We start from the raw sequence: 14,984 nt of genomic DNA, 5'->3' as shown, positions 1-14,984 counted from the left end.
CGAGCCGACCTGTTTCCCCGGAATCCGGACCTTTCGATGCGCCCTGCCCTTCCCGTCATCGCGACGATCCTGGCCTCCCTGGCCGGTTGGCTGATCGCGGCCCCCGCCTCCGCCCAGACGGCCCCGATCCCCATGCGGATCGGCGTCATCCCGGTCATCGGTGCCTCGCCGATCTTCGTCGCCGACGGCGAGGGCTGGCTCAAGGAGGCGGGCCTCGCCCCCTCCTTCACCACCTTCGAATCCGGCCCGAACATGATCCAGGCCCTCGCCTCGGGCACGATCGACGTCTACGTGGCCGGCGTCGCGCCGCTGGCCGTGGCGCGGACCAAGAACATCGACGTCCGCGTCGTCGCCTCCACGGCCGTGGAGGAAATGGTGTTCGTGGCCGGGCCGAAGCTCGCCCCGTTCTTCGCCAACGGCGCGAGCAAGGCCGAGGCCTTCGCGCAGTTCAAGGCCAAGGAGGGTCGCTCCGCGCGGCTCGCCACCCAGCCCCTCGGCTCGGTGCCCAACACTACCCTGCAGCATTGGCTGTGGCAGGTGGCGAAGACCGACAAGGCCAATGCCGAGGTGGTGCCCATGGGCATCGACGCCACGCAGCAGGCAATCCTCGCCGGCGCCGTCGACGGCGCCTCGATCCGCGAGCCGGCCCTCACCATCGTCCAGGGCCGCAATCCGGGCGTGAAGCTGATCGCCAACGGAGCCGAGATGTTCCCCGACCAGCCGGGCACGGTGGTGGGCGTCTACGGCGCCTATGCCGACCGGAACCCCGGCGCCGTGGAATCCCTGGTGCGCTCCCTCATCCGCGCCGACACCCTGCTGAAATCCGACTCGGCCAAGGCCGCGCCCCACGTGCTCGCCGCCCTCGGCAAGGGCATCGTCGACCTCGCCACGATCCAGAAGGCTCTGACCTCGCCGGCGGCGAAGTTCACCGTCGATCCGCGCGCGATCATCGTCGCCACCAAGGCGATGCAGGCCTATCAGGTCTCCATCGGCGCCCTCGAGAAGGACGTGCCCCTCGATGGGCTGTTCGACTCCCGCTACTACGAGAAGGCGATCGCGCGCTGATCGGATGAAGGCCCTTCGCGCACCCGCCCTCGCGGCTCTCGGACTCGTCGCCTTCCTCCTGTTCTGGGAGGCGATGCCTCGGCTCGGGCTGATCAACCCGGCCTTCCTGCCGCCGCCGAGCACGATCCCCGCCGCCTTCCTCAACGAGATCCGTCTCGGGGTGTGGGGCGAGGCGGTGTTGTCGAGCCTGAGCCACTACCTCGTCGGCCTCGCCGTCGGCGCAGGGGCGGGCATCGCACTCGGCATCCTGGTGGGCATGTTCCGGGGCTTCGAGGCACTCACCGCCTGGGTCGTGCGCCTGCTGCGGCCCATTCCCGGCCTCGCCTGGGTGCCCTTCGCCATCATCTGGTTCGGGGTCCAACCCTCGGCCGCCGTGTTCATCATCGCCATCGGCGTGTTCTGGATCGTGTTTTTCGCGACTCAAGGGGCGGTGCGTGGGGTCGACCGGGACCTCGTGGAGGTCGCCCAGGCCTTCGGCTTCCGCTCGCCCCTGGCGCGGCTCACCAAGATCCTGCTGCCGGCCGCGACCCCCGGCATCCTCGTCGGCCTGCGCACGGCCCTCGGCCAGGCCTGGATGGCGGTGGTGGCCGCCGAGATCTTCGGCGTGCCGGGTGTCGGCGCGCGCATGATGCAGGCCTCCAGCCTCCTCTCCACCGACATCGTGGTCGTCTACATGCTCACCATGGCCGGCCTCTACGGGCTGTTCGACACCGGCTTCGTCGCCCTCCAGAGCTGGCTCCTGCGGTGGCGCGCCTGATGGACCCGATCATCGCCATAAGCGGCCTCAGCCTCGCCTACGAGCGCGACGGAATCCGCAACGTCATCCTGTCGGAGCTGGACCTCTCCATCGCGCGCGGGGAGTTCGTGGTCATCGTCGGCGAATCCGGCGTCGGCAAATCCACCGTCCTGCGCGTTCTCATCGGCCTCGCCGCCCCCAGCGGGGGAACGGTGCGCCTCGCCACGCGCGAGGGCTGCCGCACGCCAATGGCGCTGGTGTTCCAGGACGCCCGCCTGCTCCCCTGGCGCCGGGTCGTCGCCAACGTGGCATTCGGCCTGGAAGGCAGCGGCCTGTCGAAGCCTCAGCGCCTCGCCAAGGCGCAGGAGATGCTCGACCTCGTCGGACTTGGCGAATATGGCCAGCGCTGGCCGCACCAGCTTTCGGGCGGGCAACGCCAGCGCGTCGCCATTGCGCGCGCGCTCGCAGTGGACCCGGACGTGCTCCTGATGGACGAGCCGTTCTCCGCGCTCGACAGTTTCACCCGCGAGGGCCTGCAGGACGAGTTGCAGCGCATCCAGGCCGCCACCGGCAAGACCATCCTGTTCGTCACCCACGACATCGACGAGGCCGTCACCCTGGCCGACCGCGTCGTGGTCCTCGCCGGCAGTCCGGGCCGGGTGGCGGCCGATATGACGATCGACGTGCCGCGTCCGCGCCGCCGCCGCGACGAGGCGCTGACCCAGGCCGCCCGGAACCTGCGGGCCGAGCTTTCGGGGCGGTCCGCGGAGCTGTGACCGCCCCGTAAGGCCGCTTCGCGAGACGGCCGGGGCCGTCTGTATCGAATCCGTCGCCCCATCCGCGGCGATGCCGCCGCATGCGCCATTGCATCCTGCGGCCAAAGATTGCATCGCTCCGCACCCGAGACCGCCTGGACGGTCGATCGGCAGAGAGACCCTACCATGACGCCCGACGAGATTGCCGACCTCAACCGCGCCCGCGCCAGCCTCTCGCGACAGCGTAACGCCTTGGCCAAGCGGATCGGTTCGAGCGAACTCGCAGCCGCCTCCGCCGCCGAGGATTTCATGCGCATCCTCCTCGCCATCGAGGCGGTGGACCGGGCGCTGACCAATGCCGGGCAGCCCTACATGCCGCCCGATGCCGGGGCCTGAACCATGGCCGATACGAAGGATGCCAACGGCACAAAGCTGGCCGACGGGGATTCCGTCACGCTGGTCAAGGATCTCAAGGTGAAGGGCACCTCCACCACCCTGAAGCGCGGGACGCTCCTCAAGAACATCCGCCTCACGGAAGATCCTGAAGAGATCGAGTGCAACGCCGAGAAGGTGAAGGGCCTCGTTCTGAAGACACAGTTCCTCAAGAAAGCCTGAGGATCAATCGCCGGACTCGCTGCTGATCGCGCGGGCCGGCGACCGGCTCAGGCTTCGAATGGCGCGGGACGGGCGGCCCGACTTCTCGGCGATGGCGCGGTCCTGCTCCTCGATCAGTTGCCGGGCGGGCTCGTCACCGTCGAGCCCTCCGAGGATTTCCATGGGAACCCGACGGTTCGAGGCACGGGACTCGTCTTCATAGACCACGTCGAACAGGACTGAGCCCCGCTCCTGCGGTTTCGACTTTGTACGCTTGGCCATGACAAATGCTCGATGATGCGATCGGGGAATGTGATGTCGAGGGTTCGGTAGGCGGAATGTTCGACGTTCGACCGTCTGGTCCCGCCGACATTCCTGCGCCGTGACCGTCACCGTTGGGAGACGCCACGACCGAACTCGCAGCGCTACATGGTCCCGGCGAAACAGGTTGGCAACCCGCCTTTCTGGACGCGCAGGCGCGGTAGACCCGCCTGTGGCATGATGCGTGCGCGCCGCCGGGCAAGACCGGCCTGCCGTGGCGGCCGGTCCGATGATGCCAGGAGCCAAGCCGACGATGACCGATCCGACGCCGCTGACACGTTTTTCCGTCGCACCCTTGGCCCGGATGACCCGGCATCTCGCCGGCGTCGCCGCGGGGCGGGCGGAGCCCGATCTCGTCATCACCGGCGCACGTATCCTCTCCACCTATTCTGAGCGGATCCGGCCGGACAGTGAAGTCTGGATCGCCGGAGGACGTATCGCCGCCGTAAAGCCTGCCGGTGCCTATCACGGGAGTGCCCCCCGTTACGATGCGGGCGGCGGTATTCTGGCGCCCGGCCTGGTGGATCCACATCTGCATATCGAGAGCAGCATGGTGACCGCCTGCGCCTATGCCGAGGCGGCGCTCCTCAACGGCACCACGACCATCGTCTGCGACAGCCACGAGATCGGAAATGTCCTCGATGCGGACGGCATCGCCTGGATGCTGGAGGATGCCCGCGAGGCGCCGCTCAACATCTACCTCACGGTGCCGAGCACGGTCCCGGCCACGTCGCCAGCCTTGGAAACCGCCGGTGGCGACCTGACGGCCGAGAAGATCGGAGCTTTGTTCGATGCGTGGCCGGAGGCGATCGGCCTTGGCGAGAAGATGGATTTCGTCGCCGTCGCCGAGGGCGATGAAAGGGCGCATGCCATCATCGCGGCGGCTCTGCAACGGGGGCGGCCGGTCTCCGGCCATATCTACGGCCGCGGCTTCGTTGCGGCCTACGCGGCCAGCGGGGTCACTGATACCCACGAAGCCATCGACAGGGACATTGCCGACGACCTGCTCGAGGCGGGTTTGTGGATCTACCTGCGCGGCGGCCCGCCGACCACGCCCTGGCACAGTTTGCCCAAGGCTATCGGCACGATCATCGAACTTGGAGCCTCGGCCAAGCGGGTCTGCGTCTGCACCGACGACCGGGATGCGCAGGATCTCCTCGCTTACGGCCTGGATTGGGTGGTGCGCGAGGCAATCCGCATGGGCATCCCCCGCGAACAGGCATGGTCAATGGGCTCGCTCCATCCGGCGACCCGGTATGGGCTCGATGGCGAGATTGGTGGGTTCGGCGGGGGACGTCGGGCCGATCTGGTCCTCCTCGATGATGACTTGATCCCGCAGACCACATGGTATGGCGGACGGTGCGTGGTCGAGAACCGTGCGGTCACTCCCCTCCTCGATGCGGCACTCTCGCGACCCTATCGATACCCTGCTCCAGCCTATGCAACGATGCATCTGCCACAGCCGCTTCCTGCCCTCGTCCCGCCGTTTCCCGAAGGCCGCTGTGTCGTCAACGCCATTCGCACCACGCTTCCCGGCATCGAGTTGACCCACGAGCGCTACGATCTGACTCCCGGCCTCGATTGGGTAACGACATTGCGGGACAACGACCTGTGCTTCGTCACCGTGATCGAGCGCCATGGCAGGGCCGGGAACGTCGCGCACGGATTGCTGCGCGCCTTTGGTCTGAAACAGGGCGCTGTCGCGAGCAGTGTCGGCCACGATTCGCACAACGTAATCGTGGCCGGGCTGAATGAAGAGGACATGCGCGTCGCTCTAGATGCGCTGTCGACGATCCAGGGGGGCGTCTGCGTGGTCGAGGATGGGAAGGTCACCGCGATGGTTCCGTTGCCTGTGGCAGGACTTCTCTCCGACAAGCGCGTCGGCCTCGTCGCCGAAGAAGTCCGTTTGCTGAAGATGGCCTGGGAGCGGGCCGGCTGCACGATTCCCTATATGGGGTTCAACCTAATTCCGCTGTCTGTCATTCCAGAGATTCGGATCACCGACAAAGGCCTCGTGCTGGTGCCGGCCATGAAGATCGTACCGCTTTTTGAACCTGCAGAGAGATAAGATCTACAACTGGGAACCAGGACGCTGCCAACAACGTTGAAACATCAGGTCTCAACAGCCTTTCCCGTGTCGGCTTTCACAAGCCGTGCTATTACCGAATCGGCCAGCTGAATTGTCCGTTGAGGCGATTGGCTGGCCGTTTTACGTTGTCTCCTATGGGCTTGTGCCCTGTCTCCAGGAGAGGACGCTCTTTTTTTGGAGTGAGTTGATGCGGAATCTTCTGACGCTTGTCGTCCTCGGCTTCGTCGGCTTCGTCCTTGTGGCGATGTTCGTCGCACCAACCCAGCCGGATATGAAGGCTTGGTATCTCAAGAATGCATGCGAACATCTCGATAAGGTGTCTGCGAAAATCTGTGATCCCATGCGTCAGAATGGCGGACAGGCGCTGTGACGGTATCACCGTTCAGCGCTATTAAGTGGCGGTGACAAACCGGTTTCTCGTGCGCGCGAAGGAGCAGATTTATTGAATTGGGCGGTCCCGACGCTATTTGTCCCAGCCAAGGTGGGGGCGGGTGGAAACGTCACCAGCTGGCCGTTCTTCGCCGGTACAAGTGCAGTGCGGGTTGCAGCCCAACACAATACCGATCCTGCCGAATACCGGTATGACCCGGCACGGTCGGGTCGGAAATACCGGATCTGCTATCGCCTCGATATAGAACGTTATTCGCGACTAATACCGTACTAATAGCTGATGCTAGATAGTTCTTGAAACAAAAATAGCCCAGTGCCAAATGATGGCGCTGGGCTATCCCCATTTAGCTCAATTAAAAACTAACGCCGGTGTGATATTCAGTAACCGCAGCACAGAGCCCAAAGACGGGTATCTTAAAGGGATGCTCACGACGAATTTCCTGGCGAATGGTATCTCGGCGCAGATAACAGGCGCTGCTATCGGAACCGTACTCAACGTGTTCAACGGTGCTCCACGGAGCGGACCGCACCTCGTCGAGCTGCATGGGCGCAGCCTGGGTTGTCGAAGCAAAGATAGTGCAGCTTTTGAATGCCGTCAGACAGGCAACCCGCAATGATCTCAGCGCTTCGTATGCCGCCGGGTCCTAAGTTGGCGAGTCAGAACCCGACGGAGGTAGAAAATAACTACCGCTACTGAATCTCTATTACGCCCGCCTGGCCCTCAGACCAGATACAGGGTTGCCGTAGCACGGAACACCTTGGGGCAATGGGCCTCGTTCACGATGCGGAGCGCCTCATCCACCGTGATCTGGCGGTTGAGGGCGAGTTCCTCGAGGGTCATCCAAGTCGATGTCATACGTTTTATCCCTTGCTGTCGGTGACTCAACATGCAGAGGGCGTATTGGTTCATCGAGAAGGTCCGCTGGCAGCCATCGGATGACCAGCAATGTGTATGCTTGAGAACTCGTCATGACCGTCCATCGAAAGACGGAATGCGAGCCCCAGATACGACGAAGGCCGCCCGAAGGCGGCCTATCGCGTATGTTCTGAAGGTTGGATGAATTGGAGCGGGCGAAGGGATTCGAACCCTCGACCCCAACCTTGGCAAGGTTGTGCTCTACCCCTGAGCTACACCCGCTCACTATGCCGTGCCGCTTGAGGAGAAGACCCGCCGGCGGCCCCGGACGGCGTCTCTAAACAACATTCCGGCGGGCGTGGCAAGAGCTGTTTTTCGGTTCTTTTGCCGGCGGGCAACTTTCTCGCGTTCTCACCACGTGGCCGTTGGGGAGAGTCCATGGACGATCTCGTCGAGGCGGCTGTGGGTGGCCCGCGTCGTGTCTTTGGGCAAGGCGTCGAGCGCGAAGAAGTCGCTCTGCGCGATTTCCCGGTCTGGCGCCTTCGGTCCGAGGAGTGTGAAGGTGGGGGCGACGTAGACAGCGATGTGGTCGCGGCCCGTTGCGGCGGTGCTGCGGAAGAAGCCATGCAGGCGCAAGGTGTCTGCCGCCTCCACGACGATCTCGGCCTCCTCCCGAAACTCTCGAACCATGGCGTCGACGGCATTCTCGCCAATCTCGATGCCACCCCCGGGCAGGTGCCATCCCTCCACATAAGTATGGCGCACGAGGCAGACGCGGCCCTGAGCGTCGAAGGCGACGCCCCGCACGCCGAGGGTCATTCCACGGGACACGAGGGCGCCGAACTGGAATAACCGTTGGATCAGCGGCCGGTTGAGGAGGGAGCCAATCATACGACGTTGAGGCGGATGGCACCGAAGCCTTCGATGGCCGCCTGCATCACTTGTCCGCGCTCGACCGCACCGACGCCTGAAGGCGTACCGGTGAAGATCAGGTCACCGGGATGGAGCTCGAAATAGGTGGAAAGGAGCGCGATCTGGTCGGCTACGGACCAAATCATCTCCGATAGGTCGCCGGCTTGGCGGGGATTGTCGTCCACCGAGAGTGTGATGGCGCCGCGCATCGGATGCCTGCGACCTTCGACCGGGTGGAGTGGTCCGATGGGTGCCGAGGCATCGGCCGATTTGGCGAGGTCCCACGGGCGGGAAAGGCGCTTGGCTTCGTCCTGAACGTCGCGTCGGGTCATGTCGAGCCCGACGGCGTAGGCGTAGACATGATCGAGGGCATCGGCCGTGGGGATGTCCTGCCCGCCGCGTCCGAGGGCTGCTACGAGTTCCACCTCAAAATGGTAATTGGCGGTGCGGGGCGGATAGGGATGGTCTACTGCATCCGCGCCCGGGACGATCTGAAGCGCGTCCGCCGGTTTCATGAAGAAGAACGGCGGCTCGCGCTCGGGATCCTTCCCCATTTCGCGGGCATGGGCGGCGTAGTTGCGTCCCACGCAATAGACGCGGCGCACAGGGAAAAAGTCCTCGCTGCCAACAATGGGCAGGGCGGTACGGGGTGGGTTCGGGATCACGGACAGCATCGGTTGGGCGCCTCCTCCGGGTTTGCGCTGATCGGTTGCGGCACGGCTCCGTGCCCTGCAAAGACGGGTCACGAACCTTATCATAGGAGGTGAGTTCGCAGCCGCCATCGTGACGGTCCGGCCTCCCCACTTCGTGTTACCCCTCGATCTCCCGCCCAGAGCTGCCCGTGACTGCTCCCGCCGATCTTCTCTTCCGTCTCACTGAGCGCTTGGGGGAGAAGCACGTCCTCACGGCCCCCGCAGAGATTGCACCCCATCTCCGGGAATGGCGCGGCCTCTTTCACGGCAACGCGCTCGCCGTCGTTCGGCCGGCCGATACCGGCGACGTCGCGTTCGTTGTTGCGGCCTGCGCTGACGCTGGAATCGCCATCGTTGCTCAGGGTGGTAATACCGGGTTGGTGGGAGGCGGAGTGCCGCATGGCGGGATCGTCCTGTCGCTTGGTCGCCTCTCGCACATCCGCGCCATCGACCCGTTGAGCGCCAGTATCACCGTCGAGGCGGGCGTCCTGCTCGCCGAGGCTCAGGCGGCGGCCGACCAGGAGGGGATGCTGTTCCCCCTGTCACTGCCCTCGGAGGGCTCGTGCACGATCGGCGGCAACCTCGCCACCAATGCCGGCGGAACCGGCGTCCTTGCCTATGGCAACATGCGCGATCTCGTGCTCGGCCTCGAAGTGGTGCTGGCAGACGGCCGGGTCTGGAACGGGTTGAGCGCGCTGCGCAAAGACAATGCGGGCTACGACCTGAAACACCTGTTCGTTGGATCAGAAGGGACCCTTGGAATCATCACCGCGGCTGTGCTGAAGCTCTATCCCAAGCCTTCGTCGCGGGCAGTCGGCTTTGCGGGTCTTTCGTCGCCGCATTCTGCTCTGGCCTTGTTCGACACGCTTAAACGGACCGCTGGCCATAACCTTACGGCATTCGAGTACATTCCGCGCTTCGGACTCGAAATCGTACTGAAACACAGACCCGCTTTTCCACGTCCCCTTCCCGGGGATCATGCGGGCTACGCGCTCATCGAAATGTCTACGACGCACGCTGGGGCAGAGGCCTCGGATGCCATCGAGACGGCGCTTGCCGCAGCTATCGATCGTGGTCTCGTGGAAAACGCGGTCATCGGGTCGAGTGAGACGCAGAACGCGAGCCTATGGGCGCTCCGAGAAAACTTGTCTGACGTTCAGTCGCTCGAAGGCGGCTCGATCAAGCACGACGTCTCGGTGCCGCTATCGCGTCTCGCCGATTTCCTAGATACGGCGATCGCGGCATGCGAGGCTGAAATGCCTGGCCTGCGTGTCTGCGCCTTCGGGCATTTCGGCGACGGCAACATCCACTTCAACCTTAGCCAGCCTCTCGGCATGGACAAGGCTACGTTCCTCAAGGAATGGGGACGCTTCAACAGGATCGTTCACGACATCGTGCATCGGATGGGCGGGTCCATCGCCGCCGAACATGGCATCGGCCTAATCAAGCGAGACGAACTGGGCCTCTACGCCGATCCGGTCGGCCTGGACTTGATGCGCCGGCTCAAGTGCGCCCTCGATCCGCGAGATTTGCTGAACCCCGGGAAGGTGATCGCGTTGTCAGCGAACACGCCCCCGGCGCTTCCGAAGGAGTAAGCGCCGGGGGCGTGTGACTTCGCCGCATAAGCCATCCAGACACTCACGGCGTTGTTCACATGCCCCATTGTGCGTCGCACAAGAAAAGATCACAATCGATCTCGCGATGCGCCATGAAACGGCTTCAAGTCCTGATCTAAAGCGTTATTGCGATGAGAGTGCTTCATGGGTGCGCTGCAGCGTCTTATGGGGACGTTAACGGTCCTGACCCCTTCAGTAAGAGGCGGATCGCACCCTCAATGAAGGTCTGCAGCCCAGCGACAACGATGCACCAGCTGCGTCCATGGATTTCAGGGACCGAAGGAGACAAGACGATGCCGATCTCGCAGGCGAGAGTTCCAACTGCCGAGGCAAGCCGCTACCTGAAGCAGCTCTGCCGCCATTGGAGCCATAAATTCCCCGTGGAAGCGACGGACGCGGCCGGTACGGTCCCGTTCGGCGAAGATCGCGTTTGCACGTTCCAGGCAGAGGCCGATGCTTTGTTGATGCGTGTCGCGACTCCTGATCCAGCTGGTCTGACGCGGCTGGAAAACGTGGTGGCCGACCATCTCATGCGTTTCGCCTTCCGCGAGAATCTCGGCGAAATCACTTGGTCGCGCGCTACTTGACCATCTCGCTGCGAGTCCCGCGCTTGAATCAGCATCACGAATCCCGATCTTGCTGAACGCCCGCCCCGTGGCATATGCGGGATGGAGCTGAGGAGATTGGTGATGACGACGAGCACTGGGGCTGACACGACCGCCCTCTCCTTCGACGAGCGGATCAGCCGCCTCGCCGAGGTGGCGGTCCGCATTGGGCTCGGACTCCAGAACGGCCAGGAATTGGTGATGACGGCGCCGCTCGAAGCCGCGCCTCTCGCCCGTGCGATCACCACCGAGGCTTACAAGGCCGGCGCGTCCCTGGTGACTACTTTCTATTCCGACGACGCTGCGACCTTGGCGCGCTTCGCCCACGCACCTGAGGACGCGTTCGATACGGCGGCGGGCTGGCTCTACAGCGGTATGGCCGACGCGTTCCGGAACGGAGCCGCAAGGCTTGCGATCGCCGGGGATGATCCGTCGTTGCTGGCTGGACAGGACGCCCAGAAAGTCGCCCGCGCCAATCGCTCGCGCTCGAAGGCCTATGTGCCGGCTCTCGAACTCATCGCGAATTTCGCCACGAATTGGACGATCGTTTCAGCGGCGACCCGCCCTTGGGCACGGACTGTTTTCCCGGATTGCGCCGAGGACGAAGCCCTCTCACGCCTGTGGAACGCGATCTTTGCGGCGTCTCGCGTTGACGGTACCGACCCGGTGGGCGAGTGGAAGGCGCATAACGACGCTCTCCACGCCCGCACTAAGATTCTCAACGAGCATCGCTTCGCTGCCTTGCGGTTTCAGGGACCGGACACCGACCTCACCGTCGGCCTTGCCGACGATCACGAGTGGTGCGGTGGGGCCTCCGTTTCGCGCAGCGGGATCCTGTGCAACGCCAATATTCCCACCGAGGAGGTGTTCACCACGCCTCACAAGTCGCGGGTGGACGGCCACGTGGCAAGCACCAAGCCCTTATCCTACCAGGGTACGCTGATCGACGGCATCCGGGTAAGGTTCGAAGATGGGCGCATCGTCGAGGCGACGGCTCGCACAGGGGGCGATGTCCTCGCGCGCGTCCTCGACACGGATGAGGGGGCTCGCCGTCTAGGTGAGGTCGCCCTGGTGCCGGCTTCGTCTGCTATCTCCGCTTCTGGACTGCTGTTTTACAATACCCTGTACGACGAGAATGCGGCGAGCCACATCGCCTTGGGGCAGGCGTACAGCAAATGCTTCCGCGACGGCGGTGAAGGCTTCAGTGAGGACGATCTCACGGCACGGGGTGCGAACCGCAGCCTGATCCATATCGACTGGATGATTGGCTCGGCCGAGATCGACGTCGATGGCCTCACCGCCGAAGGGCGCGCCGTGCCGGTTATGCGCGCTGGGGAATGGGTGGGCTGAAGCGTCGAAGGCAGTAAGCGGGCCAAGGCTCAGAAACTTGGCCCCTTCGTCGCGCCGAGAATGCGGGCGGGATGGGCAAGCGTCCCACTCTGGAGCATGACCACGTAGTTGTCGGCATGACCTGAACGAGCGAGGCTACGCGGGAGCTCGAAATGCGCGGCCTGGCCCATCCAGGCTCCGACCTTGTGCATCCCGCGCACCATGTTCACGTAATCGACCACCTGTCCCTTGTTCTCACCGTGCCCGACTGCCGTCCTGTGCCTGCGCAGGATCGGGAGTAGCCAGACCTCGCCGCTTCCCCGTCCGGCGCCGATATCGATGGTGATACGGTCCCCCTGGTCCGTCGCTTTTACCAGCACGATAAGGCCCCACGACTGCCGCGCCGTGCGGAGGCTACGGTCGAGGAAGGCTTGGTCTGACCTGACCGGGGATGGCTCGCCGTTGACGATGGCCTGCGGTGTGAAAAGCTGGCGCTCGCCATGGCTCAGAGCATAGGCGCGCTGGCGTTCGGTGAAGGCCGGGATCGCGAGTTCGTCCTTCCAGCCAAGATAGTCCCAGTAGGTGACCGGAAGGGTCAGGGCGATGATGTCGGCCTGCTGGGCGTAATCCCCCATCATCCGCGAGGCCTTCTGGCAGGCGCCGCAACCTTGGCTAGTGAAGAGCTCGATACCGCGCGAGGCGGCTCGGCGTGTGCCGGGCCTGTCATGTACGGAAGGAGAAGTGTAAGTGCGAGAGGGTTCAGCGCGGAGCTGAGTAGCCGTAAAGCGGATCGGACCATATCCCTATGTGACAGCGCCTCAACCGGAAACGGAAGTCACGTTGCCTCGATGGGCCGTGGATGGATTAGACTGTTTAACTGGAGCAACCTTGGGCTTGGGCAGCATGTTCGGCCGCCACCGCCTGTGCATCCACAACCACTGACCCGGATTTTCCCGAACCCATTCCTCAACCACGCGTGTCATCGCCTGCATTGCGCCCTGCACATCAATTTCGCCCTTGGCATCGCGGGGTAGGTCGAGGGGAGGCGTGAGTTCGAGATGGAAGCGGGCATTGTCCTTGCGCACCACGCGGACTCCGTGAACGGGGCATTCGTAATGCTTGGCGAGCTTGGCGAGCAGCGGATTCACCAGAACGGGTCGATCAAAGAACTCCACGACTACGCCACGGGTGAAATGCTGATCGATGAGCTGGCCGAGATGGCCGCCGCGTTCCACGACGCCCTGCATGGAAAATACGGCGCCCTGCCCCGCCGCTGCCAGGCCACCCATGGTCTCTCGGCGCACCTCGGCGACGAGGCGAGCCGAGGCTATATCGTTGGGCGGCCGGAAAATCGCCGTGGCCTCGAGGCCGTAGCGAGCGGCGCAGATCGCCGGCAATTCCCAGTTGGCGAGGTGTGCGGCGAAGATCAGCCCCGGCTTGCCGTCGTCGCGCAAAGCCTCGAAATGCTCCGCGCCGGCAACGGACATGCGCTGACTTGCTGGATCGGTGGGGTCGATATCGAATAGGGTTGCAAGATGTGCGTATTCCGCTCCCGTCCGGCCTAGATTGTCCCAGGCTTGGCGCGCGAGCGCCCTGATCGCGGCCTCATCTTTCTCGGGATAGGCGGCACGCAGGTTCGCCAATGCGATGCGGTTCGCGGGTAGGAACGGACCTACTCTCCGTGCAATCGCCCCGCCGGTCCGGCTCGCCCGCTCGGTCCCCAGCAATCGCGCTAGCCAGAAGAGGCCGCGGACCAACGGAATCATGGCGATCCCCGCCATCCGGGGCAGATGGCGGTTCAGGACGAGGGCAAGACGCAGCACGAGACTATCCGGGAGTGGCTATCGCGCTCGTGTAGAACATTTTCCGGGTAAGGGGCAGCCTGAGGTGAATGCGAGTCTCGCCGCCCAGGCGACATATCAGTCGATCGCCACGAGGATTTTCCCGAACACCTTGCGCGATTCCAGGCGTTCCAGCCCCTGTGAAAAGTCCGCGAGTGGCAGCACGGTATCCACTACTGGCGTGATCCCCTCGGCCATTTTCGCCAGGGATTGGCGGATGTTGGCCATAGAGCAGCCGAAGGACCCGGTAATGCGGTACTGTTGCTGGAACAGCTGCATGAGGTTCATGGTCGTAGAGACACCGGAGGTGGAACCACAGGTGACGAGGCGGCCGCCGCGCTTGAGGCATAGGAGCGAGCCGTTCCAGGTATCCGGGCCGACATGCTCGAACACTACGTCTACACCCTTTCGCTTGGTCAGGCGGCGGACCTCGCCTTCGAAGCGCTCGTCGCGGTAGTTGATGACGTGATCGGCGCCCAGCGCCTTGGCCATCTCGCCCTTCTTGTCGTCCCCCACCGTCGTGAACACAGTGCAGCCAATGTCTTTGGCCATCTTGATCGCGGCGGTACCGATCCCCGAGCCACCGGCATGAACGAGGATGCTCTCGCCAGGCTCCAGCTTGGCATTGTCGAACAGCATGTGCTGGACAGTGCCGAAGGCGATTGGAGCACAGGCTGCATCGGTGAAGCTCACCCCATCGGGTACCTTCACTACGAGACGTGCTGGCATGGTGACACGCTCGCGCGCGAACCCGTCGATATGGAAGCCCATAACGCCGGAGACGTCCTCGCACAGGTTGTCTCGACCCTCCCGGCAGGCCTTGCAGCGACCACACGTCTGCGCGCCGTACATCACCACGCGGTCGCCCTCACGCAGATCCGTGACGCCCTCGCCAACGCAGACGATCTCGCCCGAGGCTTCGGCCCCTACCGTGAGCGGCATCTTGCGCTTGGCGAAGGCCATGCCGCGAAAGCCCCAGACGTCGATGAAGTTCAAGCCCACCGCGCGCACGCGGATCTGAACCTCGCCCCCGCCGGGAGCTGCCGGCGGATCGACCTCGCTGAGGCGCAGGTCGCGGTCACCGAAGAGTTGGAGGGCTTGCATCGGGCTTGTCTCTCGTCGGGCGCTTCGGGCTCCGAACCTCCTTCGTACCACCTCATCCTGAGGTGCCCGCGTGGGCGGG

Annotated in this window: 18 protein-coding genes and 1 tRNA gene; 11 read left to right on the top strand and 8 right to left on the bottom strand. The window is 64.1% G+C overall.

The window, feature by feature from the left end:
• The first annotated feature begins 36 nt into the window (after nucleotides 1–36).
• The 5 genes from ACYQML_RS14420 (at nucleotide 37) to ACYQML_RS14400 (ending at nucleotide 3,171) form a co-directional block, all read left to right on the top strand.
• Nucleotides 37–1,065, top strand: a complete 1,029-nt coding sequence (locus tag ACYQML_RS14420) for an ABC transporter substrate-binding protein (RefSeq protein ID WP_419952865.1) — start codon at nucleotides 37–39, stop codon at nucleotides 1,063–1,065.
• A gap of 4 nt (nucleotides 1,066–1,069) precedes the next feature.
• The gene (locus ACYQML_RS14415) at nucleotides 1,070–1,822 is read left to right on the top strand and encodes an ABC transporter permease (protein WP_056427537.1); all 753 of its coding nucleotides are present in this window, start codon (nucleotides 1,070–1,072) and stop codon (nucleotides 1,820–1,822) included.
• Complete coding sequence (locus tag ACYQML_RS14410; protein ID WP_461235732.1) at nucleotides 1,819–2,577, top strand: ABC transporter ATP-binding protein; 759 nt, start codon at nucleotides 1,819–1,821, stop codon at nucleotides 2,575–2,577. Before ACYQML_RS14415 ends, ACYQML_RS14410 begins: the two co-directional genes overlap by 4 nt.
• 165 nt (nucleotides 2,578–2,742) lie before the next feature.
• Complete coding sequence (locus tag ACYQML_RS14405; RefSeq protein ID WP_056427534.1) at nucleotides 2,743–2,952, top strand: hypothetical protein; 210 nt, start codon at nucleotides 2,743–2,745, stop codon at nucleotides 2,950–2,952.
• 3 nt (nucleotides 2,953–2,955) lie between these two features.
• On the top strand, nucleotides 2,956–3,171 hold the full coding sequence (locus tag ACYQML_RS14400) for an alkylphosphonate utilization protein (RefSeq protein ID WP_461233169.1): 216 nt from the start codon (nucleotides 2,956–2,958) through the stop codon (nucleotides 3,169–3,171).
• Nucleotides 3,172–3,174: 3 nt separating this feature from the next.
• Here ACYQML_RS14400 and ACYQML_RS14395 read toward each other — a convergent pair whose 3' ends face one another.
• Nucleotides 3,175–3,432, bottom strand: coding sequence for a hypothetical protein (locus tag ACYQML_RS14395; RefSeq protein ID WP_056427528.1), 258 nt, complete (start codon nucleotides 3,430–3,432; stop codon nucleotides 3,175–3,177).
• A gap of 292 nt (nucleotides 3,433–3,724) precedes the next feature.
• Between ACYQML_RS14395 and ACYQML_RS14390 the strand changes: the two genes are divergently transcribed.
• The 3 genes from ACYQML_RS14390 (at nucleotide 3,725) to ACYQML_RS14380 (ending at nucleotide 6,567) form a co-directional block, all read left to right on the top strand.
• Entirely contained in the window at nucleotides 3,725–5,539 is a 1,815-nt protein-coding gene (locus tag ACYQML_RS14390) for an adenine deaminase (RefSeq protein WP_461233168.1), read from the top strand.
• Nucleotides 5,540–5,747: 208 nt separating this feature from the next.
• Nucleotides 5,748–5,930, top strand: a complete 183-nt coding sequence (locus ACYQML_RS14385; RefSeq protein WP_461233167.1) for a hypothetical protein — start codon at nucleotides 5,748–5,750, stop codon at nucleotides 5,928–5,930.
• A gap of 343 nt (nucleotides 5,931–6,273) precedes the next feature.
• On the top strand, nucleotides 6,274–6,567 hold the full coding sequence (locus tag ACYQML_RS14380) for a hypothetical protein (protein WP_461233166.1): 294 nt from the start codon (nucleotides 6,274–6,276) through the stop codon (nucleotides 6,565–6,567).
• A gap of 104 nt (nucleotides 6,568–6,671) precedes the next feature.
• On the opposite strand, the gene ACYQML_RS14375 is transcribed toward ACYQML_RS14380, so the two are convergent.
• The 4 genes from ACYQML_RS14375 to ACYQML_RS14360 all read right to left on the bottom strand — a co-directional run bounded on the left by ACYQML_RS14375 (nucleotide 6,672) and on the right by ACYQML_RS14360 (nucleotide 8,392).
• The gene (locus ACYQML_RS14375) at nucleotides 6,672–6,806 is read right to left on the bottom strand and encodes a hypothetical protein (protein WP_280136553.1); all 135 of its coding nucleotides are present in this window, start codon (nucleotides 6,804–6,806) and stop codon (nucleotides 6,672–6,674) included.
• 207 nt (nucleotides 6,807–7,013) lie between these two features.
• Nucleotides 7,014–7,088: transfer RNA gene (locus ACYQML_RS14370), tRNA-Gly, on the bottom strand.
• A gap of 129 nt (nucleotides 7,089–7,217) precedes the next feature.
• Complete coding sequence (locus ACYQML_RS14365) at nucleotides 7,218–7,697, bottom strand: NUDIX domain-containing protein (RefSeq protein WP_056427519.1); 480 nt, start codon at nucleotides 7,695–7,697, stop codon at nucleotides 7,218–7,220.
• Nucleotides 7,694–8,392, bottom strand: a complete 699-nt coding sequence (locus ACYQML_RS14360; protein ID WP_056427516.1) for a fumarylacetoacetate hydrolase family protein — start codon at nucleotides 8,390–8,392, stop codon at nucleotides 7,694–7,696. The genes ACYQML_RS14365 and ACYQML_RS14360 overlap by 4 nt, the downstream gene beginning before the upstream one ends.
• A gap of 167 nt (nucleotides 8,393–8,559) precedes the next feature.
• Here ACYQML_RS14360 and ACYQML_RS14355 point away from each other — a divergent pair, with 167 nt between their 5' ends.
• The 3 genes from ACYQML_RS14355 (at nucleotide 8,560) to ACYQML_RS14345 (ending at nucleotide 11,981) form a co-directional block, all read left to right on the top strand.
• Nucleotides 8,560–10,005 carry an FAD-binding oxidoreductase gene (locus tag ACYQML_RS14355; protein WP_461233165.1) on the top strand — a complete coding sequence of 482 codons (1,446 nt, stop codon included), beginning with the start codon at nucleotides 8,560–8,562 and terminating at the stop codon, nucleotides 10,003–10,005.
• A gap of 314 nt (nucleotides 10,006–10,319) precedes the next feature.
• Nucleotides 10,320–10,613 (top strand): DUF2218 domain-containing protein, encoded by a 294-nt coding sequence (locus tag ACYQML_RS14350; RefSeq protein WP_419952872.1) that lies wholly within the window; start codon nucleotides 10,320–10,322, stop codon nucleotides 10,611–10,613.
• 102 nt (nucleotides 10,614–10,715) lie between these two features.
• Entirely contained in the window at nucleotides 10,716–11,981 is a 1,266-nt protein-coding gene (locus tag ACYQML_RS14345; protein WP_056427507.1) for an aminopeptidase, read from the top strand.
• 29 nt (nucleotides 11,982–12,010) lie between these two features.
• On the opposite strand, the gene ACYQML_RS14340 is transcribed toward ACYQML_RS14345, so the two are convergent.
• The 3 genes from ACYQML_RS14340 to ACYQML_RS14330 all read right to left on the bottom strand — a co-directional run bounded on the left by ACYQML_RS14340 (nucleotide 12,011) and on the right by ACYQML_RS14330 (nucleotide 14,905).
• The gene (locus ACYQML_RS14340) at nucleotides 12,011–12,598 is read right to left on the bottom strand and encodes a DUF1223 domain-containing protein (protein ID WP_461233164.1); all 588 of its coding nucleotides are present in this window, start codon (nucleotides 12,596–12,598) and stop codon (nucleotides 12,011–12,013) included.
• Nucleotides 12,599–12,778: 180 nt separating this feature from the next.
• A complete protein-coding gene (locus ACYQML_RS14335; protein WP_461233163.1) occupies nucleotides 12,779–13,783 on the bottom strand; it encodes a lipid A biosynthesis lauroyl acyltransferase in 1,005 nt (334 codons plus the stop codon).
• Between the two features lie 96 nt (nucleotides 13,784–13,879).
• Entirely contained in the window at nucleotides 13,880–14,905 is a 1,026-nt protein-coding gene (locus ACYQML_RS14330; RefSeq protein WP_461233162.1) for a zinc-binding dehydrogenase, read from the bottom strand.
• Between the last annotated feature and the right edge of the window lie 79 nt (nucleotides 14,906–14,984).

The sequence above is a fragment of the Methylobacterium sp. CM6244 genome, assembly GCF_054817885.1.
This window is presented reverse-complemented; position numbering and strand designations above follow the sequence as displayed.